The sequence below is a fragment of the Draconibacterium mangrovi genome, assembly GCF_010586825.1.
Classification (GTDB): Bacteria; Bacteroidota; Bacteroidia; order Bacteroidales; family Prolixibacteraceae; genus Draconibacterium; species Draconibacterium mangrovi.
Map to the genome: position 1 here is coordinate 124,921 of NZ_JAAAGB010000005.1, position 19,864 is coordinate 144,784.

19 protein-coding genes are annotated in these 19,864 nt (G+C 41.3%); 11 read left to right on the forward strand and 8 right to left on the reverse strand.

Translation table 11 applies throughout. From position 1 onward, the window contains the following. Window positions 1-10: 10 nt before the first annotated feature. The 5 genes from G4420_RS14095 to G4420_RS14115 form a co-directional block, all read right to left on the reverse strand. Window positions 11-1,681 carry a tetratricopeptide repeat protein gene (locus G4420_RS14095; protein WP_204273692.1) on the reverse strand — a complete coding sequence of 557 codons (1,671 nt, stop codon included), beginning with the start codon at window positions 1,679-1,681 and terminating at the stop codon, window positions 11-13. 282 nt (window positions 1,682-1,963) lie between these two features. Further along, the gene (locus tag G4420_RS14100; protein WP_163324502.1) at window positions 1,964-3,388 is read right to left on the reverse strand and encodes an FAD-binding oxidoreductase; all 1,425 of its coding nucleotides are present in this window, start codon (window positions 3,386-3,388) and stop codon (window positions 1,964-1,966) included. A gap of 167 nt (window positions 3,389-3,555) precedes the next feature. Further along, complete coding sequence (locus G4420_RS23490) at window positions 3,556-3,918, reverse strand: helix-turn-helix domain-containing protein (protein WP_163324767.1); 363 nt, start codon at window positions 3,916-3,918, stop codon at window positions 3,556-3,558. A gap of 77 nt (window positions 3,919-3,995) precedes the next feature. Then, window positions 3,996-4,739 carry an energy transducer TonB gene (locus G4420_RS14110; protein WP_163324504.1) on the reverse strand — a complete coding sequence of 248 codons (744 nt, stop codon included), beginning with the start codon at window positions 4,737-4,739 and terminating at the stop codon, window positions 3,996-3,998. Window positions 4,740-5,037: 298 nt separating this feature from the next. Next, a complete protein-coding gene (locus tag G4420_RS14115; protein ID WP_163324506.1) occupies window positions 5,038-6,270 on the reverse strand; it encodes a nickel-binding protein in 1,233 nt (410 codons plus the stop codon). A gap of 252 nt (window positions 6,271-6,522) precedes the next feature. Between G4420_RS14115 and G4420_RS14120 the strand changes: the two genes are divergently transcribed. The 4 genes from G4420_RS14120 (at window position 6,523) to G4420_RS14135 (ending at window position 9,808) form a co-directional block, all read left to right on the forward strand. Then, window positions 6,523-6,858 carry a DUF6616 family protein gene (locus G4420_RS14120; RefSeq protein ID WP_163324508.1) on the forward strand — a complete coding sequence of 112 codons (336 nt, stop codon included), beginning with the start codon at window positions 6,523-6,525 and terminating at the stop codon, window positions 6,856-6,858. Window positions 6,859-7,075: 217 nt separating this feature from the next. Next, window positions 7,076-8,632 (forward strand): arylsulfatase, encoded by a 1,557-nt coding sequence (locus G4420_RS14125; protein ID WP_163324510.1) that lies wholly within the window; start codon window positions 7,076-7,078, stop codon window positions 8,630-8,632. 282 nt (window positions 8,633-8,914) lie between these two features. Then, window positions 8,915-9,250 carry a DUF6616 family protein gene (locus G4420_RS14130; RefSeq protein ID WP_163324512.1) on the forward strand — a complete coding sequence of 112 codons (336 nt, stop codon included), beginning with the start codon at window positions 8,915-8,917 and terminating at the stop codon, window positions 9,248-9,250. Window positions 9,251-9,301: 51 nt separating this feature from the next. Next, the gene (locus G4420_RS14135) at window positions 9,302-9,808 is read left to right on the forward strand and encodes a nuclear transport factor 2 family protein (RefSeq protein WP_163324514.1); all 507 of its coding nucleotides are present in this window, start codon (window positions 9,302-9,304) and stop codon (window positions 9,806-9,808) included. A 71-nt stretch (window positions 9,809-9,879) separates the two neighbouring features. Here the strand turns inward: G4420_RS14135 and G4420_RS14140 are convergent, their stop codons facing one another. Next, window positions 9,880-10,635: a YybH family protein gene (locus G4420_RS14140; RefSeq protein WP_163324516.1), complete on the reverse strand. Its 756-nt coding sequence runs from the start codon at window positions 10,633-10,635 to the stop codon at window positions 9,880-9,882. A 283-nt stretch (window positions 10,636-10,918) separates the two neighbouring features. On the opposite strand from G4420_RS14140, the gene hutI reads away from it, so the two are divergent. Continuing rightward, a complete protein-coding gene (gene hutI / locus G4420_RS14145; RefSeq protein ID WP_163324517.1) occupies window positions 10,919-12,172 on the forward strand; it encodes an imidazolonepropionase in 1,254 nt (417 codons plus the stop codon). Between the two features lie 325 nt (window positions 12,173-12,497). Then, the gene (gene ftcD / locus G4420_RS14150) at window positions 12,498-14,195 is read left to right on the forward strand and encodes a glutamate formimidoyltransferase (RefSeq protein WP_163324519.1); all 1,698 of its coding nucleotides are present in this window, start codon (window positions 12,498-12,500) and stop codon (window positions 14,193-14,195) included. Window positions 14,196-14,249: 54 nt separating this feature from the next. Here the strand turns inward: ftcD and G4420_RS14155 are convergent, their stop codons facing one another. Then, window positions 14,250-15,002, reverse strand: a complete 753-nt coding sequence (locus G4420_RS14155) for a DUF5995 family protein (RefSeq protein WP_204273693.1) — start codon at window positions 15,000-15,002, stop codon at window positions 14,250-14,252. Window positions 15,003-15,190: 188 nt separating this feature from the next. Beyond that, entirely contained in the window at window positions 15,191-15,568 is a 378-nt protein-coding gene (locus G4420_RS14160) for a MotA/TolQ/ExbB proton channel family protein (RefSeq protein WP_045028021.1), read from the reverse strand. A 211-nt stretch (window positions 15,569-15,779) separates the two neighbouring features. Between G4420_RS14160 and G4420_RS14165 the strand changes: the two genes are divergently transcribed. The 5 genes from G4420_RS14165 to G4420_RS14185 all read left to right on the forward strand — a co-directional run bounded on the left by G4420_RS14165 (window position 15,780) and on the right by G4420_RS14185 (window position 19,861). After that, window positions 15,780-16,865: a sensor histidine kinase gene (locus G4420_RS14165; RefSeq protein WP_163324521.1), complete on the forward strand. Its 1,086-nt coding sequence runs from the start codon at window positions 15,780-15,782 to the stop codon at window positions 16,863-16,865. Further along, window positions 16,858-17,571, forward strand: coding sequence for a LytR/AlgR family response regulator transcription factor (locus G4420_RS14170; RefSeq protein WP_163324523.1), 714 nt, complete (start codon window positions 16,858-16,860; stop codon window positions 17,569-17,571). The genes G4420_RS14165 and G4420_RS14170 overlap by 8 nt, the downstream gene beginning before the upstream one ends. 80 nt (window positions 17,572-17,651) lie before the next feature. Next, window positions 17,652-18,311, forward strand: coding sequence for a TetR/AcrR family transcriptional regulator (locus tag G4420_RS14175; protein WP_163324526.1), 660 nt, complete (start codon window positions 17,652-17,654; stop codon window positions 18,309-18,311). Between the two features lie 4 nt (window positions 18,312-18,315). Further along, window positions 18,316-19,170: an ABC transporter ATP-binding protein gene (locus G4420_RS14180; protein ID WP_163324528.1), complete on the forward strand. Its 855-nt coding sequence runs from the start codon at window positions 18,316-18,318 to the stop codon at window positions 19,168-19,170. Further along, entirely contained in the window at window positions 19,163-19,861 is a 699-nt protein-coding gene (locus G4420_RS14185; RefSeq protein ID WP_163324530.1) for a fluoroquinolone export ABC transporter permease subunit, read from the forward strand. The genes G4420_RS14180 and G4420_RS14185 overlap by 8 nt, the downstream gene beginning before the upstream one ends. Window positions 19,862-19,864: the final 3 nt, after the last annotated feature.

Below are 19,864 nucleotides of genomic sequence, written 5' to 3' on the forward strand. Positions count from 1 at the left end.
AAAAAAGAGATTATTTAATCCTTGAACTGTTGATTGGAATATCTGCAGTTGCCCATATATCTGTTAATTGTTGATCGATTTCAGCAACTTTATCACTGTTTCCAAGCTTATTGTAAGCCCGTTTCAAACCGTGAAAAGCCCAACCATTTCGTGGAAAATTGGCAAGGTCTTCCCGGTAAGTCTCGATGGCATCACGGTAGTTTTCAGCTTCAATCTGAACCGCCCCTAAATGATGGCGTACCGAGAAAAACCAGTCAGGAGGTTCATTGTAGTTTAATGCATCTTCGATTGTTATGGCTTCGGTTAGTAATTTAACCGATTGCGAATAATCTTTTTGCGTAGCCAGAATCTCAGCTTTCAAAACATGGTGCGCTATCTGAACCAACTCGTAAGTTGAGTTAATATCCCAAATGGTCAGGTCTTTCAAACTTTCGTCCTGCGCTAAAATTTCAAGATTGTCAAGTTCCTTTTGCGCTCCGGCAACATCTTGTTTTGCCAGAAATGCCATTCCCCGGGCATAAGAACGAACTGCAGAAGGATAACTTAATGAAGGCGTCTCATCGGGTAAAGTAAGAATTTTATCCCACTTCCCGAATTTTACATACACATAGTACGGGATAGTGTAATAATGCTGAAGAGTTCCCCAGCCGGGCTCTTTCATCAACTGTATACTAACCATTTCTCCCAATTTCTCTGATGCTAGAATTCCCCAGTAACTGTTTCCCTCCAGTGTAGCTGTAGCTGCCATAAAATGATAATTGTGCGGATAATAAGTTAGAGGATACACGCCCTGGGCATGACAGGCAGTGGTGTATGAGCTGTCGGATGCAACAGCATTTATATTCGCAACAGTTCCCTTATGATAGTGCCCTGTGCGAATATAAATATGCGAAGGCATATGCACTAAATGTCCTGCTCCGGGTACAAGCCCGTCGTCGAAAACCTTGGCAGAAGGAATACCTCTTTCCGGAGTATTTGAGGATTCAACTGCATGAATATATAAGTGATGAGCTCCCGGATGTAGTGGATTCTGCGCTATAATCTTTTCCAGTACTTCCTCAATTTCCGTCGTCCAGGATTTTGGTGTTCCGTCGGCATTATACAGATCCCATGGATGCAGGTTCATTAACGATTCGGCATAAAGAGTACCAATATCTGCATCTTCGGGAAAAGTTTCGAACACCGTTTTCATCGCCTCGGCAAAAGCCTTATCCAAAGGAGCTCTGTCTATGGGCACAGCTTTGGTATAACGTTCAGCCATAGCCAGAATTAGTGCTTGTTCTTTTGGCGTAACTTTATCGGCCAGTGCAACCGCTTTTTGTATGGCATTGGATGCTGGCGGATAGTTTTTGCTTTCCATGTAGCCTGCCGTATTGTAATTTGGCCCCAGCACGTATGCGTAGCCCCAATAGGCCATGGCACAATTAGGATCGAGTTTCGCTGCGTAATAGAACGAACGCGCTGCTTCGGCATGATTAAATGCATAAGCCAAAATCAATCCCTGGTCGAAATATCGCTGAACCAGCTCATTTTTGGTAGTTATTGGATAGGAATAATTGCCAAGATTATTAAATAATGGTGCTTTTTTGTTGGTACTGTACCAGTCATCATCACTTGTTTCAGGTATTACATTGCAGGTTATCGTAGTATAACTTAATTGTTGTTTTTCCTTATTTTTCATCCTGCAACCCGATAAAACGAGGAACAGAAAAGAAATAAGCAATAGCAGAGTAGTTTTAATGGTCATTCTTTTAATAATGTTCTGGATTCTCCTGATTATAAATTTCTGAGAATAATGAAGGTTATAATGCTGATAAACTTCTAAAAAAGATTCCAAATCTTCTAACCGTCCGTCTGATGACGGACGGTCACCTACCCAGATAAAATTGGGACAAACTTTTTTGAGAAATGGGAGACAAGTCTTGACATGCCATTTATTAAGTTTTTCAAAATGCTGTACTTCTTATTCAGCCGGCTTAATATTCTGGTTGATGCGGAATAAATTGCCCGGATCGTATTTCTTTTTGATCACCGACAGGCGCTCGTAGTTTTCCCCGTAAGCCGATTTTACCAGGTCTGTTCCTTCTTCGCCCAAACCGGCAAAGTTGACATACAAACCACCCGGCGAAAATTCCTTCAGATCATCTAAAAAGTCGCGGGCATAGCTTATTACTTCATCATTTGCAGCGGCATTGGCCCAAATGGCATCGATACTAAACAGGTAATTCGATTGTCGACCGGAGAAAGGCGTGGCATCGTCTTTTACACGGCTCACGGCTCCGCCAATATGCCAAATGGCGATCAGCACCATAGGTTGTGGCGGATTACTTGCTTTTGGCACAATGGCATCGATAGTTTTTGTGTCCATCCGGTTAATATATCTCGATTTAAAATAGTACAGTTGTTCACCTTTCGGGAAGAAGGGATCGAACATGGTTTGCAGTGTCGTCCAGGGCAGAGGCGTACTCAGGTCGACCAAAGGTGTGCTCAGTTGGCGTAAAGGTTCAAGCATTTTTTGCCCTTTCTCCACATCGCCACAATGAACAGCGACAAGAATAAGTACTCTTCGGCCGTGCGCTTCTTCGGGGAAATGAGGATCCGGAGGAATAGTCCAGAACATGGCAGTGGACGATACCTCGTCGGGTGATTCATCCATAAAAGCCTGCCATGCCGGCAATAACTCAGGCGCTTCTTCGGCAGGGTAAAAAGGAGCACACAAGGTTACCATAGGCCCTACCGGGTGCAATTGATACTGGAAAGAAGTAACCACACCAAAATTTCCACCGCCGCCACGTACGGCCCAAAACAGGTCGGAGTTTTGTTTTTCGCAGGCGGTAATAAATTGTCCGTCGGCAGTTACCACATCCACCGATATCAGGTTGTCGATACTTAATCCGTATTTTTTACGCAGATGGCCAAACCCGCCCCCAAGTGTTAAGCCGGCGACGCCTGTTGTTGATACCACTCCTGACGGAGCTACCAACCCAAATACCTGCGTTTCGCGGTCGAGATCGGCAATGGTTACACCGCCCTGTGCATAAACGGTTTTCTTCTCAAGATCGACACGAATGCCTTTCATTTGTGATAGGTCGATCATTAGTCCGCCATCGTTAGAGGCACTACCGCCAACATTGTGGCCGCCGCCGCGCACCGAAAACAGGATGTCGTTTTCGCGGGCAAAGTTTACCGATGCCACCACATCGGCCACTCCCGAACACTGTGCTATCAGTGCCGGTTTTTTGTCGTGCATGCCGTTCCATATCTGACGAACTTCGTTGTAACTGGCATCCGAAGCTGTTACCAATGTTCCACCCAATAATGCGCTAAAATCGTCGATCAGCTGCTGTTCGATGTTTGTTTTGTTACCGGATTTTGTAATAATTTCCATGACTTTATAATTTTGGTTAAAACTGAAACTTATGCATGCCAGTTTCACAACGAATTGACATTGCAGGAATAGCAGTGTCAATTCGTTGTGAAATATTATCCTGGTAATCAAAGCTTAATTGAGTGAGGATTAGTACGCGCGGGATGGTGAGTTGCTATCTCATACGGCTACCCGCGAAGGAAGAATTCCATATTTTTCTCGTGAAAACATTTGGTGAAATACAATGGATTGCTGATACCAATATCCAGGGTTATTTCGATACTATTTTTATTTCGTTGTTTCATTAATGAAAGCGTTTTGCTCATGCGTAGGTCGCGAATAAAACCGTTGGGCGAAGTACCGGTACGACTTCGGATTTTTCGGTAGAAATGCGGTCGGCTCCATGAATCAATAAATACAATATTTGCATCACACCGGATTAAAGAACGATTGAGGGAGATTGAATAGAGATTAAGAACGGAAGTAATATAAATTACCGGATGATGATTCGTATTGAAAGGTTTATTTTGCCTCTGTAAACCGGCGATTATAAATTAGCCTTAAAAAGGCCATCCCGGAACAAGTTCCCGAAACGGCCTGTGTTTAACCTTTAAAGTAATACGTTTAATTATTTAGTTGCAAAAAGTTGCGAAAGTAGTTCGTATCCTTCAATGCTTTTCACGTTTTGTGCCAGTTGTTGTTCCAGGATTTCTTTATCTCCTCCCAGTTTCCTAAACCGATCAACATATGCCTGAGCTGCTTCGGTATTTCCGCGGTCAACTTCACAAAGTGCCAGCATATACAAAGTACTTTGGTCGTATGGACGGTAGCGGGCGGCTGCCTCGAAACATTTAATGGCTTTTTTGGTTTTACGGTCGAAGAATAACTTTTCAGCACCTTTGGTAAAATGGTCCTGGGCAATTGCGGTAAAATCGCGATCTTCAGCTGCCGATTCGGTCATTCCCAGTTTTATCTGAAAGGCTATTTCTTTTTCCATGGCCACCGGAACTCCGTTGTTTTTACCTGGCATCCACATGTAATTAGTTTCTTCCAGTATACTTGTTAGAATGTTATCAACTGCCGGCGAAACACTGTTTACCACCTCAATATCCGACAAGCTACCATCGGTATTAATGGTAAATTTAATCACTTCGGTACCTTCAGTAGCCCCACCAAATTCTGCATCGTATTTAAAATTGTTGGCGATGTAGGCTTTTAGAGAATTAGTATTATCAGCAGCATTATACTTAACTGCTGTAAACTTGGGAGGTGTTACTTCCACATCTGTCATCATGTAGGGAGGAACATTTTCTTGTGCGTAAGCAAACAGGGTTGCCAACATGCAAACGAATAATAATTTAATTGTTTTCATGACTTTGAGTTTTAATAGTTTTCAAATTTTAATCTTACTTTGTTTCTTTCTCTTTGTTTTCTGTTGTTTCTATATCTCTTTTTCCATTGTTTTCAATCGCTGGCCTTAACACCACAAACCGGATGTTTAGGATCTAACTAACATTTAAAATTTATAGGGTTTGATGCTTTGGGGCCCTTCTTCAATTTTAATCCATTGAACTGTTACATGCAAATTTAAGGCAGAAGAGCGGACAGGTGTTATCAATTTTGATTCAAAAAAAGATAAAAAAAGACCATTAGGTATTTTATAGATGGTTTTAGACTTTGACCATCTCCAATTGAAAGTCGGAAGGTTTTATTCCATATTCTTTCTGAAAACATTTCGTGAAGTAGGATGGGCTGCTAAAACCGGTATCGAATGCTATTTCGGAGATGTTACCGCTTTTATCTCGCAGAAGTTGTTTGGCGCGATTAAGGCGGTAGGCTTTAATAAACGAATTTGGCGATTGGCCTATAAGCGTTTTCATTTTTCTGTAGATCTGCGATTTACTGCATCCCAGGTGATCTTCGAGCATTGAGGCGTGCAGGTCATGGTTTTTCCAATTCCTCTCCATATATTCCATTAGCAGGGTAATAAAACGCAACTCGTCGGGCGACACGGATCTTATGCGGTCGCCTTTAATCACTACTTTCATACTCTCGCTTTGAAACAAATTACGCACTTCGAGGGTAGCCAATATTTTCGAGGTGGCAATGTAACACAACCTTTTAGCCAGTTTTACCGATTGCTGAAATTCAATATTGTTTATATTATCCAGGAAACATCCGCTTATTCCCACCTTTAGAAATAACTTTCGCTGAAGGTTTTTTAGGAGAGGGGTAAATTCTTTGTGGATTTTTAAAGCACAATAAACCGCAGCACTGGCTGTATCAAAAGTAAGCTGCGAGGAATATTGGTCGCGCAAAATAACGTTCCCTTCAAAGTGTTTGCAATAGTCAAGTACCAGTTTTTTAAACATTTTTAGCAGCGAACGTCGCTCTTCTAATTCTAAACTGTACAATTCATTCGAATCGATACTAAGTGCCAATATTGTTGTAAGCGGCTGTGTACTGATACTATTAATGTCTACCTTTTCGGTTTGGGTTTTCGATTCGATTTGTTTGAGAAAAAAATCAATGATCCGGGAGTCGACTTCAATAATATGGTTGCGAACATTTGCATGTTCCTGCTGGTGCAGTTGTTCGATACATGCGCGGTTGGGGGCCTCGAATAAACAAAAGGCGATCTTTCGTTTTTCGTCGAACCAGTAACCCAGTTTCCGGCAATTATATCGGTGTTGAACTTTTATATCCTTAAGGTGCTTTTGTGCTATTGTTTCGGTGTGGGTATCACCATTTAGCTCGTGATTGTCGATAAAGTAAGGCATATTCTCAAGCTTGTAATTAATGGTTAAGCACCGGGGATTGGCCAGAATGTATATAAGGATAGCCGGGTTAACGTAGTGGATGCAATTATAGAAAGAAACGTTTGCCGGGTGTAAAATGTTCAATGTCACACTTTTATTTGTTCAAAAGAACAGAAGGAGGGGAAAGGATTTGCTTTTATAATACTTTCAAAGAAATACTTCCTAATCAAATGAGTTGTATCTCATTGAATCTGTCTAAAAAGTGAACGACAAGGTCTTCTGTCTAGTATCAGGTAATATGTTGTTTTTCAGGTGTTTATTTTGTAACTTATTTAATGGAAATTCAGGCAGGCCGGGGGCGGTGTGTCTGTAGGGATTAACTATAATCAAACAATCATGGAATGTTTTATTGAATTATGGAGCGCAAGAGACTCCTGGAAGCAACTGTCGCAAGAAGAGCGTGGCAGCTACCTTGGCCAGATCGGGCCACATATACAATCGTTGCTCGAAAAAGGTGTAGAAATTGTTGGCTGGGGAGTTAATGACGAGGCTACAACACATCGGGCTAATTTTGATTTTTATGCTGTTTGGGAATTCCCTTCGCCGGATACGAAAAAGGAGTTTGAAGCCGTAGTAATGGAAGCTGGTTGGTACAATTATTTCCACCAGGAAAATGTTTCCGGAGCAATAAATACTACCGACGATATTATTGAAAAGTTAATCGCCATGTAGCAGAAATAATGATCAATCTTAGTCGCCCTTTTTAGCTCCTGATAAGAATTTTTGTTCTGAACTTGAGACACAAATTTTTTGAAAAACTCCTTTTAAATTTATGTAGAATTCCATAACTTGATAGAAAATGTATGGGCCGCCAAACAGTTCACCCAAAAAACTTTAGGCCCTGACAAATGTTTTAGAAAGAAATGATTATGAACTTTAAATTATTAAAATGAGAAAACTATTGACCTTGTTTTTGATGTGCATGAGCGTTTTTGTTATTGCACAGGAAAGACCCAACATCCTTGTCATCATGGTTGATGACGTTGCTCCCAACGCGCTAAGTTGTTACAGTCTGGGATTACAATACCCAACGCCGAATATCGATCGGATTGCAAAAGAAGGCGTACTTTTTACCGACCACTATTCACAACCCAGTTGTACGGCTGGTCGTGCTGCTTTTATTACCGGACAAAAACCGGTTCGTACAGGATTAACTACCGTTGGGCAGCCCGGTAATCCGCTGGGCCTGAAAAAGGAAGATCCAACCCTGGCCGAGTTGCTGAAACCACTTGGTTATATGACCGCACAGTATGGAAAAAACCACTTGGGCGACCGCAACGAACACCTGCCAACCGTGCATGGATTCGACGAGTTTTTTGGAAACCTGTATCACCTGAACGTTTCGGAAGAAGAAGAACAGGCTGATTACCCGAAAAACAAGGAATTCTATGAAAAGTATGGCCCGCGTGGTATCATCGAATCGTATGCCACCGATACTTATGACCCAACAGAAGATCCGCGTTTTAGTGTAATTGGCAAACAGAAAGTTACCGATACCGGAAAACTCACCAGCAAACGTATGGAAACCTTCGACGATGAACTGGTTGCCAAAACCGAAGATTTTATAAAACGGGCACATGATGCCGGTAAACCTTTCTTTATCTGGCATGCAACAAGCCGTATGCACGTTTACACGCACCTGAAAGAAGAGTCGCGTAACCTGGCAACACCGATAAGTACCGATATGGACTTGTTTGGTTCGGGTTTGATGGAACACGACGGACAGGTGGGTGAAATTCTGGATTATCTTGATGAACTGGGAATAGCCGAAAATACTATTGTGATTTACACTACTGACAACGGACCGGAGCAAAGTACTTTCCCCGATGCCGGTGTAACCATGTTCCGAGGTGAAAAAATGACTACTTACGAAGGTGGTGTTCGTGCTCCGTTTATGGTGCGCTGGCCTAAAAACATTCCTGCAGGATTAATCCGTAACGGCATTTCGGCGCACGAGGATGTGGTGCCTACCATAATGGCAGCCGTTGGCGAGCCTGAAATAAAAGACGAATTAAAAGCCGGGAAAACCATTGGCGATATGACCTACAAAGTGTACATCGACGGATTTAACAACCTGGATTACTGGGAAGGAAAAACCGATGAATCGGCACGAAACTATTTCTTCTACTACTATGAATCGGGTTTAACAGCTATGCGTGTTGGCCCATGGAAAATGCATTTTGCCACCAAGGAACGTTATTTCGACGATATGGTAACGCATACCATGCCACAGCTTTTTAACCTGCGGAAAGACCCGTTTGAAAAATATGATGATATCTATGGTTTCGAATTGATTATGCACAAATCGTGGGTAATGCAACCGGCTATTGGTATGTTAACGGAACATTTGTCGAGCTTTAAGGATTTTCCTCCGCGGCAGGCTGCTGCCTCATTAGATATCAATAAAGCGATTGATGCTATTTTGAAATCTGATACACGACAGTAAAGTCAGAATTTATAGAAACGATAGAGGGTATCCGGTTGGGTGCCCTTTTTGTTTTCATGGAAAGTTGATTAGGAAGATCATTAATGATGAGTTCCTTTCTATTTTTTCATTAACTGCAGTATTATTTCAAGTCGTCGTTTAGTAGTTGTGTATTAGGAAGGAGTTTAATGTGTTGTTTCTCAGTTGTTTGTTTTGTGACTTATATGATTGTAAAGCTGGGCAGGCAGTCTCAGACTTATTTGGCCGGAATACTTTAATTCATCAATTAAAAACCAAACAATCATGGAATGTTTTATTGAATTATGGAGTGCCCGCGATGCCTGGAAACAACTGTCGGATGACGAGCGTGGCAGTTACCTTGAACAAATAGGGCCGCATGTGCAGGACTTGCTCAACAAGGGAGTAGAAATTGTTGGCTGGGGCATAAACGATGAGGCCACAACCCATCGGGCTAATTTTGATTTTTATGCCGTCTGGAAATTTCCAACCTTGGATATAAAAAAAGAATTTGAAGCCCTTGTGATGGAAACCGGATGGTACAACTATTTTCATCAGGAAAACGTGTCGGGAGAATTGACTACTCCCGATGAAATTATTGGCAAACTCATTTCAATGTAAGTATTCTCAAAAATCACCATAACTTTAACTCAAATCAAAATTACTAATCAAATGAGAACCATTTCAATCCTTTTAACCGCAGGTTTGTTCGTGCTTGCTGCATGTACAAACAACGCTGAAAAACCACTTTCTGAAACAGAAAAAGAAGTTTTAGCCCAAGAGGTGCAAACCACCATTAATACCATGATGGATGGTATGAAAAACATGGATGTAAAACAGGCCTTCGAGGCAAATTTTTTACTCGATAAAGATTTTAAGTACATCGGAATTCATGGAGAAACAATGAATGTGGATGCTTTTACCAAAGAGGTTCATGGGATATTCGATAATCTTGAAAAAGTAGATTTTAGCTTTTCGTCTCCCGATATTCGGATAGTTACCCGCGATGTTGCTATTGTTACCATGCCCTATAAAGGGAAATTTTATTTTCCGGGCTCCACTTTAAGTTTCCCGGAATGTGGAAGTACCCTGATGCTGCAAAAAATAGAAAGCAAGTGGAAAGTGATCCATTTTCATGAATCGTTACAGGAATCGGAATTTGTTACTTCAGATTTATAATTCGTAATAAAAAATAAACCATCCATTATTCATACGAAATATGGATGGTTTACTGATATGAATAGATTCTGTTACAAATCCTCAACCTTCAGATAGATCTGATTCTCCATTAGTTTCGAAGCTTCTTCCGGGAAATTATTCGAAATAGTTTGCCAGGCTTCACTATTGTGTACGGCATCATAGGTTTCCTGGTTTTTCCAGTTTCCTTTTACAAAGTAGTTGTACTCGTCGTTACTACCCGGAACCACTTGCATAACGGTGTAACCACAATCCCAGAAACCCATTTCGGCAATGGCCTTGTTAAATTTATCCATGGCATTTAGTATTGCGTCAATTGATCCGCCTTCTGGTACTTTAAGTAAGTGTAGGCTGGCCAGATTTACATCGCTTTTATCGGGTAGGTGTGTGCTATGGCAGTAATGCATCAGCCATTTATTGTTCACTTTTTTGAACACATACGTTTCGTAGGCTTCAATACTCATTTTTGCATCGCCCATTGCAATATCGGCATTAAAATTAACCACTGAAAAAGCCATATTGCCAGATATTTCGGTGCTTTTTATATCGATAGCAACATTAAAAGCTGCGCCTTCCATCGATTTCACCGATTCAATAAAACCATCCAGATCCTGATGGTCGAATCCGGTTTCGTAAAGACTAAAATCGGAAGTACACAGTGCTCTCACGGCATCGTAATTAAAATCTTCCATGGCAGCATAAAAGTCAGTAAGCGTAGTTTCAACAGCAGCTTTCTCTTGCGCCGGATCAACAGTTTGACAAGCCATTAGCAGAGCTAAAAGCCCAAAAAGAAGAAATAAGTTTTTCATAATAGTTGTGATTAAAGTTTCCCACTAATACGTGAGAACACGATAAAGGTTAACCCCGCAATTTTTTGTTTTTCCGGGCCCGAATTTGATTTGCTGATATCCATCATTCCAAAATCAGGATGTAAAAGGTTGATTTATGCATGCATTTTTGTACCTTTTTAAAACAAACAGAATAACAGCAAGGCAAATGAAACGACCATGAGAAAATTTTTCAAACAAACGCGAATGATTATCTTCATGGGAGTTCCATCTGTTACCTTAAAAAATAAATAATTATAAACAGATGAAATTATTACTCGAGAATATAAAAGAACTGGTTCAGGTTGAAGATCAACCCGTTTTGTTCAGAGCCGGAAAAGAAATGACAAAAGTGAATACCATAAAAAATGCCTTTCTGATTATCCGCGATGAATTGATTGAGGACTTCGGCACAATGGATCAGCTAAAAGACAAATATTTTGATGATGACCTGCTGATAGAGATCGACTGCTCGAACCGGCTGGTTTACCCCAGTTTTTGCGATTCGCACACGCATTTGGTTTATGCGGCACCTCGCGAAAAAGAATTTGTAGACCGCATAAAGGGCTTGTCGTACGAAGAGATTGCGCGCCGGGGAGGAGGAATATTGAATTCGGCCAAACTGTTGCACGAAACTTCGGAAGATGAGCTGTACGAAAGTGCCATGGAGCGCGTTTTGGAGATTGTAAAAATGGGAACCGGTGCAGTGGAAATAAAAAGTGGTTATGGCCTGAACACCGAAGATGAATTGAAAATGTTGCGTGTTATTCAACGGATTAAACGCACTTCGCCCATTTGTGTGCGTGCCAATTTTCTGGGGGCACACGCCATTCCGTCGGAGTATAAAAACAATCCGGCAGAATATGTCGATATCATCATTAATGAAATGATTCCGCAGGTAGCTGCCGAAGAACTGGCCGATTTTATTGACGTTTTTTGCGACCGGGGTTTTTTCTCGGTGGAAGATACTGAACGAATTCTTATGGCCGGTTTGAAATACGGTTTGCGACCAAAAATCCATGCCAACGAACTGGGATTAACAGGTGGTATTCAGGCCGGGGTGAAATACAATGCCCTTTCGGTCGATCATCTGGAATATGTGGGAGAGGAAGAAATTGCAGCGCTAAAAGATTCGGAAACCATGCCGACAGTATTACCGGGAGCAGCATTCTTTTTGAATATGAAATTGTCGCCGGTGCGCGAAATGATAGAGGCCGGTTTGCCGGTGGCGCTGGCATCCGATTTTAACCCGGGATCATCGCCAAGTGGAAATATGAGTTTGATTTCGGCAATGGGCTGCATAAACTTTAAAATGTTGCCTGAAGAGGTGATTAATGCCACCACGCTAAATACGGCCTACGCCATGGGAATTAGCGAAAGCTACGGAAGTATTGCCCGCGGAAAGATTGCGAACCTTTTTATTACCAGCGAAGTTCCGGGAATTGAGTATTTGCCGTATGCATACGGTTCAAACCTGGTAGAAACGGTGATCATTAACGGAGAGGTGCAAAACTTCTAGGTTTAGCTTTCAATATTGGATTTATACCAGTGATTTGTCTGGAAGGATATTCTGACAGAAAGTACATACAGATTGATGGAAGATTGAGTTAGATTGATGGTGCTCAAATCGATCTTTATCAATCTCTTCAATCTTATCAGTCCTCAAGATATTTCATTTCTAGTGCTTAAATTAGATTGATTTTGAAAAATACTACCTGATGATAAATCATGAACAATCACTGCAAAAAATCATGAGCTAAGTCTACGTGTATTTCTATTTTCGTATTGTCAAGGGAATACAAACTTCGGGCTTCCGGCTTCGGACTCCCGACTAAAATTAAACTATGAAAAAGATAATTGAATGCGTTCCAAACTTCTCTGAAGGGCGCGATATGAGTATAATCAAGGAAATTACCAATGCTATTGAAAGTGTTGCCGATATAAGTTTGCTGGATGTTGATCCGGGAAAAGCCACCAACCGCACAGTGGTAACTTTTGTTGGTACACCGGATGATGTTATCGAAGCTGCTTTTCGCGGAATAAAACGCGCTGCCGAGTTGATCGATATGAGTCAGCACCATGGTGAACACCCGCGTTTTGGAGCCACCGATGTTTGTCCCTTAGTGCCCGTTGCCAATGTTAGCATGGAAGAAGCCATTGAATACGCCCGAAAACTTGGGCAACGCGTTGGTGAAGAACTGGGAATTCCGGTATTTAGTTACGAGTTTGCTGCGTTTAAAGAAGAACGCCGCAGTTTGGCCAATTGTCGCTCAGGAGAGTACGAGGCTTTAAAAGAGCGCATTACAACTGAAAAATGGAGACCCGATTTTGGACCGAATGAGTGGAATAAAAGAGTTGCCGGAAGTGGTGCCACGGCAATTGGGGCACGTAACTTTTTGGTAGCATACAATATCAATCTGAATACAACCTCAACCCGCCGCGCCAATGCCATTGCTTTTGATATTCGTGAGGCAGGGCGTGTAAAACGCGAAGGAGATCCCATTACCGGAAAAATTGTTACTGATGAAAACGGTGAACCGGTTCGCATACCGGGTAGTCTGAAAAAGACCCGCGCCATTGGCTGGTATATCGAAGAATATGGTGTTGCCCAAATATCGATTAACCTGACCGACATAACAGTTACGCCTGTGCACGTAGCTTTTGATGAAACCTGCAAAAAAGCTACTGAACGTGGAATTCGTGTAACCGGTTCAGAGTTGGTGGGATTAATTCCGCTTCAGGCGATGTTGGATGCCGGGAAATATTTTCTGCGTAAACAGGAACGGTCAACCGGAATTTCGGATGAGGAGATTATAAAGATTGCCATAAAGTCCCTTGGGTTGGATGAACTTGGGCCATTCGATCCTAAAAAGAAGATCATTGAATATGTGATCGAAGATAAATCGGCGAAAAAGCTGATTGATATGACTCTAACGCAGTTTAAAGATGAAACAGCTTCTGAATCACCGGCTCCGGGCGGTGGTTCTATTTCCGCTTATGTTGGTGCATTGGGTGGTGCCCTGGGTGCTATGGTGGCCAACTTATCGGCACATAAACGTGGCTGGGATGAGCGTTGGGAAGAATTCTCAGACTGGGCTGAAAAAGGCAAATACTACCACACCGCATTGCTGAACTGCGTAGATGAAGATACCGATGCTTTCAATAAAATTATGGCTGCTTTTGGATTGCCAAAATCCAGCGAACAGGAAAAAGCCGAACGCAAACAAGCCATTCACGATGCAACAAAAAATGCCATTGAAGTTCCGTTAAAAGTGATGCAACTGGCGCACGACTCGCTGGAAGTGATGCAGGCCATGGCCGAAGTTGGTAATCCGAATTCGGTTTCCGATGCCGGAGTAGGGGCTTTGTGTGCGAGAACGGCAGTTCACGGTGCTTACCTGAATGTAAAAATCAATGCAGCTGGTTTTGCCGATGCTGAGTACCTGGAGAAGGCTTTGACAAAAGCAGAGAATTTGCTGAAGGCAGCTAAAGAAAAAGAGGCGGCAATTCTGGAAATCGTAAATAAAAAGATTGAAGGTTAATAAATTTTACGCGCTTAGCGCATAAACAAAAAACTAAGGCGGTGAAAGCAAATTTCATCGCCTTAATTTTTCAATTTTATCGGCAACCGTGCCTCGTTCGGTCCAGCGTATTACACGGAACAAAAAGCGGATGACTTTCCCGGGATCCGTTATTAGCCGGGTTTTATCAGCTACTTTTTTATCTCTGACTGTAATTGTTTCCGGCCAATCGTTTTTATTAACTGTAGCTATTTCTTTGGCAAATTTCCAGGCGCCGTTACGCGCGATTTTCATACTAAAATCCACCAGTAAATTATCGGCCTGACCCAACCACGAAAGGAGCTTTCGGAGAAATGGCCAGATGGAAGAAAGTCCGTTTTGCACTTCGTCTACCATCGAAGCAAGAATATCGTTTATCCGGTTAAAATCATCTTCCAACTCAGCGATGTTATTGCTTTTTGAAATTTCTGCCGCCGCAATACCTAGATCGAGATTAATATGGGCGTTCATTCCCAATAAAAGGTGTTGAACCACCAGCAGATTATTGTTTCGGGTTTCCGTAAAGGCAATCGTCCACGAGTGAGTTACCGGCTCATTGTTTTTCCAAGCAAAATAGGCATCGATGTAACGTTTGGCAAAAACAACATCCAGCTTTTCCATTCGCGGGCCGTCATCAAAATAATTATTCTGAATTTCCTCTTTTACCCTGACAGTTACCTTTTGGTATAGCACAGCAAAATAACCCAGTGTGTCGCCGGTTTTCAACGAGTCTTCTATAATAGAATCCAGGATAAGGATAACGTCATCGATGCTTTCGATTGGTATCATTTAGTGCTTAATTTGTTGATGTTATTATTAAGCAACAACAAAACGAGGCAAGTGTTGAAATTATGCGCTATGCGGATAGAAAGGCAAAAAAAAGTGAAATGTCATTTCGATGAAGAATGAGGAGAAATCTGTTACATTATAGTTGAAAAGTAACAGATTTCTCTCTTCGTTCGAAATGACAATAGTGTTCAATTGTTTTCCTGCGGCTGGTAGTTTTTTTGCAGACTTACGAGTACAACAATACCCAATCGCGTTAAAGCAAATACCAGAATTCCGCACAAAGGAGCAACAAGGGCTATTTTTAATCCGTCGGCAAAAACACTTGGCGCCACATCGCCCATTGCCTGAACTTTATCGAAGATCATAATCAGTCCGAAAGTACGCCCCAAAAATCCCCAGGCTACCGCAAACCAACTTATTTGCTTCATTAATTCAATGGTCTTGTATTTTTCCCCTTTCATTAAAATTCCACGCACAAACAGCCCGATTAATATCAAAAATGTAAGTACAATAATGTAAGTAAAAGCAGGGCCGCCATCGTTAAGTTTTTCAATCAGTGCATTCATAATTTTAGTTTTTAAATAAATACTAATCAAATGTATGTCAGAAAATGATCGCATTTATTTTATTGCGACAGATGGAAGATTCTGTACGTGTTTTTTCAAAATTAAGCTTATAAACCGAAAATGAAATGTTATGAATGCAACAAAGCGATGAAAACCCGTAATTCGTCGCTAAAAAAATGCCGGTTCACGAAAAATAAGTAGTATTGTATTAATGAACTTTTGGAAGAAAATAAATTTTAAAACGATTCTTTTCCATTCGCTGTTCTGGGTGGCGGTATGGTTTTTCTTTTTCTATTTTTTTAGCTACAATTCGGATAAAGTAGATTATGCGCTGTGGTTTTCGAGCGGATTATTGCCGCTTACCATTGCCGTTACCTACTTTGTTAATTACCGCCTTATTCCGCGGTATCTGCTGGCTAAACGTTACTGGAAGTTTGCGCTGTACAGTTTTTATACTTTTGTTTACATTTCCTATGTCATCTCGTTACTTATTTATACCTGCCTGATTTTGGTGCTTAAATTTAACCTGGATGAGATGCCGCCAATGAGCAAAAATTTCTTCTTTGTTTTGCTGCTGGTTATTATTGTTGTTGGCGTAATTAGTTTTGTAAGTATTCTGAATCAGAGTTTTAAAACCGCTACGGCAAACAAGGAGTTACAGAACAAAATACTTGAAACGCAGCTTCAGTTAAAGGAGCAGGAGTTGCATTATTTAAAACGCCAGATTCATCCGCATTTTCTGTTTAATACTTTAAATACGATTTATGGTTTTGCCCTAAAGCAGTCGAAACAAACGCCCAATATTATTCTGAAACTCTCGAATTTGCTCGATTATATATTGTACCAGGTAAATAAACCGCTGGTAAGTTTGAAAGAAGAAGTACTGCATATTCAGGAGTACATCGAGTTGGAAAAAGTACGTTTTCAGGATACGCTGAAAGTGGATTTCAAATCGACAGAAGTGGATGAGGAAATTCAGGTGGCGCCGATGTTGTTGATTCCGTTTGTTGAAAATGCCTTTAAACATGGTAACTTAGTGGATGGATTTTTGAGAATAGAAATCGAGGTGCGGGTAGACAATGACTGCCTGGAATTTGAAATTGGAAATTCGTTTATTGATGAGGGTAACGAGCACAAAAATGGCGGGCTGGGACTTCTGAATATTCGAAAACGTCTGGATTTGAATTATCCGAACAATTATGAACTGGCGCACGCAGTAAAAGACAACTGGCACAGTGCAAAACTTGTAATTTGTGACCTGACAAAAACTGAACAATCCAAGCGGAAAAATGACTAAAAAGATACGCTGCATAATAGTTGATGACGAGCCCATGGCGCGCGAAATTCTGGAAAGTCACCTCCGGAAGATCGAAACCGTAAAAATTGTTGCGTTGTGTAAAAATGCTGTCGAGGCTTTTAATGTGATCAGCAGCCAAGCGGTTGATCTGGTTTTTCTGGATATAAATATGCCGGAAATTTCGGGCCTGTCGTTTGCCAGGTCGATTAACAATGCGGTGAAAGTAATTTTCACCACGGCTTATCGCGAGTATGCGGTTGATGGTTTTGATTTGCAGGCCGTTGATTATTTACTGAAACCCATCTCGTTTGGCCGCTTAATGCAAAGTATTAATAAATACCTGAGCGAAAATCAGCAGGTAGATTTTGAAGAACCGGCGCGAATTCAGCCCGAAAAAAGCGAGTCGATTTTTGTGCGCTCCGACCGCAAAATGATAAAAATAAATTTCCCGGAGATCCTTTACATTGAAAGTCTGGCCGATTACATAAAGATCCATTTGGTTGATAAAACCATTGTTACCCGCGAAACCATTTCGAGTATTGAAGCCAAATTGCCGCAACAGGATTTTCTGCGCGTGCACCGCTCCTTTATTGTGGCTGTGAATGCGATTGATTCGTTTACTGCCGAAATCATTGAAATTGGCAAAAAGCAAATTCCTGTAAGTCGCAGTTATAAGGATTCGGTGCTAAAAAAACTTCAATCTTAAATTCAACTTATCTTTTTATTTGATAAATGTGACCATGTAGTCATATTTATTTCTATATTTGTGACCAGGTAGTCATAATTATGCCAAAAGAAACATTCATAAAACTGAAGAAAGAAAAGAAAAAGCAGATCACAGACGCTTTTTTAAGGGAGTTTGCGGTGAAGACCTACGACGAATCTTCCATTTCGATGGTAGTAAAACAGTTGGGAATTGCCAAAGGCAGCGTTTACCAGTATTTTAACGATAAACTCGATTTGTTTATGTACCTGGTAAACGAATCGGTGGCCGTTAAATCAAAGTACACAGAATCGGTGACGCGCGAAGATTACCCCGATTTTTGGGCTTTCTTTTCTGCTTTGTACGAACACGGATTTCGCTTTGATGATGAAAATCCGCTGCACAGTCATTTTTTGCATAACCTGACACAAAATCTCAATTCGCCTTCCATAAAACATTTGTACAACGAGTTGCTGTCGCAGGTTGTGACAGGTTTTGAAAAGATGGTTGAATATGAGGTGGAAAAGGGCTTGTTTCGTTCTGATATTCCGGTAAAAACACAGGGTTTCTTTTTGTATAAGCTGGGCATCAGTATTCAGGAGCAACTGGAAGTCAGCGGCGTAATCAATCCCAGGGAAAGCATAGAAAAAAAACAACCGGTGTATTTTGGTAAAAAGAACGATTTAATGCAGGTAGTTGCTGACTATATAAAACTGGCCAAACCGGCTTTTGATAAAAACTAAACGAATGATACAGGTTGAAAATTTGGTGTTTCAATACCCCGGAAACGATGGGCCAACATTAAAAGGCCTTGACTTTTCCATTGCAAAAGGTGAGATATTTGGTTTTCTCGGGCCTTCAGGAGCCGGGAAAAGTACGGCACAAAAGGTGTTGTATAAAATTCTGGAAGGCTACAAGGGACAGGTAAATATTGATGGGAAAAACCTTTCGGAGTGGAATAATTCGTATTTCGAGCGTATAGGTGTTGGTTTTGAGTTACCCAATCATTACCTGAAATTAAGCGGGAAAGAAAACCTGGAGTTGTTTGCGGCTTTCTACACAAACGGGAAAAAACATAACAGTACAGAGCTGTTTGAAATGGTAGACCTTGCAGATGCCATGGATAAGCCGGTTGAAACCTATTCGAAAGGAATGAAAATGCGCCTGAATTTTATCCGTGCCATTCAGCACGATCCCGATATTTTGTTTTTCGATGAGCCAACCTCCGGCCTCGATCCGGTAAATGCGCACAAAATAAAACAGCACATCCTAAATCTGAAGAACCAGGGGAAAACCATTTTTGTAACCACGCACAGCATGGAAACTGCCGATGGTATTTGCGACCGTGTATCGTTTATTGTAGATGGGAAACTGGTGCTGACCGACACGCCCCGTAACCTGAAAAGCAGTTATGGTAAAGAGGCTGTTAAAGTTGATTTGAAAAACGGGCAGTCGGAGGAGTTTCCATTGAAAGATCTTGGTGCAAATCCGCAATTTCTGGAATTTTTAAAACAGGATGAGGTGAAACGCATTCATACGCTGGAGGCAACTTTGGAAGAGGTTTTTATTCGTGTAACCGGAAAATCGCTTGGTGATGAATAGATTTGGCTCGCAACTACAATGGCAGTTTGTTTTGCTGCAAAAGAACAGCATAATAATGATCAGTTTTGTGGTAACACTCATGTATGGACTCGTGCTGTATTTTCTGCGCGATATTGGCAGTTTGGATAAACTGCTGGTCGCACTTGTTCTGAATGACCCTTCGGTAATTGGTTACTTTTTTATTGCACTGGCCATTTATATCGAGATGAAACACCAGATTTTGCAAGCCATATTTGTAACACCGTTTAATCTGCATCATCTGTTTTTGTCGAAAGTTATTTCAGTCTCGTTAATTGGAATGGTGTGTTCATTGGGACTGGCATTTTCCGTAAAAGGATTTGACTTTAATATTGCCTGGTATGCCGTCGGTTCACTTTCAATTTGTATTCTATCCTCGCTGTTGGGATTATACATGCTGACTTTCTCCAACGAGTTTTTAAAATTTGCCATGACTTCCATCCCTGTTTTCCTGGCATTTGTAAACCTGCCACTTCTCCAATATCTCGGTGTTTTTGAAATGGGAGTAGTGAAATACATTTTCCCCATACAGGGAAGTCTCGATCTCATTGATTATTCGGTAAGCGGCACAGCAATTAATTTTGGTTTTGCAATAGCATCGATTGTGGTGTTTATTCCGCTTTTTTACTGGCTTGCATATCGCCGATTTTTAAGAAAAATTGTTCACCAATAAAAC

Excerpts from the sequence above, each read along its gene's own strand:
- G4420_RS14185 (WP_163324530.1), top strand. The coding sequence starts at position 19,163 with ATGAATAGATTTGGCTCGCAACTACAATGGCAGTTTGTTTTGCTGCAA.
- G4420_RS14165 (WP_163324521.1), top strand. The coding sequence starts at position 15,780 with ATGAACTTTTGGAAGAAAATAAATTTTAAAACGATTCTTTTCCATTCG.
- G4420_RS14170 (WP_163324523.1), top strand. The coding sequence starts at position 16,858 with ATGACTAAAAAGATACGCTGCATAATAGTTGATGACGAGCCCATGGCG.
- G4420_RS14180 (WP_163324528.1), top strand. The coding sequence starts at position 18,316 with ATGATACAGGTTGAAAATTTGGTGTTTCAATACCCCGGAAACGATGGG.
- G4420_RS14135 (WP_163324514.1), top strand. The coding sequence starts at position 9,302 with ATGAGAACCATTTCAATCCTTTTAACCGCAGGTTTGTTCGTGCTTGCT.
- ftcD (WP_163324519.1), top strand. The coding sequence starts at position 12,498 with ATGAAAAAGATAATTGAATGCGTTCCAAACTTCTCTGAAGGGCGCGAT.
- G4420_RS14095 (WP_204273692.1), bottom strand. The coding sequence starts at position 1,681 with ATGAAAAATAAGGAAAAACAACAATTAAGTTATACTACGATAACCTGC.
- G4420_RS14120 (WP_163324508.1), top strand. The coding sequence starts at position 6,523 with ATGGAATGTTTTATTGAATTATGGAGCGCAAGAGACTCCTGGAAGCAA.
- hutI (WP_163324517.1), top strand. The coding sequence starts at position 10,919 with ATGAAATTATTACTCGAGAATATAAAAGAACTGGTTCAGGTTGAAGAT.
- G4420_RS14175 (WP_163324526.1), top strand. The coding sequence starts at position 17,652 with ATGCCAAAAGAAACATTCATAAAACTGAAGAAAGAAAAGAAAAAGCAG.
- G4420_RS14130 (WP_163324512.1), top strand. The coding sequence starts at position 8,915 with ATGGAATGTTTTATTGAATTATGGAGTGCCCGCGATGCCTGGAAACAA.
- G4420_RS14110 (WP_163324504.1), bottom strand. The coding sequence starts at position 4,739 with ATGAAAACAATTAAATTATTATTCGTTTGCATGTTGGCAACCCTGTTT.
- G4420_RS14140 (WP_163324516.1), bottom strand. The coding sequence starts at position 10,635 with ATGAAAAACTTATTTCTTCTTTTTGGGCTTTTAGCTCTGCTAATGGCT.
- G4420_RS14160 (WP_045028021.1), bottom strand. The coding sequence starts at position 15,568 with ATGAATGCACTGATTGAAAAACTTAACGATGGCGGCCCTGCTTTTACT.
- G4420_RS14125 (WP_163324510.1), top strand. The coding sequence starts at position 7,076 with ATGAGAAAACTATTGACCTTGTTTTTGATGTGCATGAGCGTTTTTGTT.
- G4420_RS14100 (WP_163324502.1), bottom strand. The coding sequence starts at position 3,388 with ATGGAAATTATTACAAAATCCGGTAACAAAACAAACATCGAACAGCAG.
- G4420_RS14155 (WP_204273693.1), bottom strand. The coding sequence starts at position 15,002 with ATGATACCAATCGAAAGCATCGATGACGTTATCCTTATCCTGGATTCT.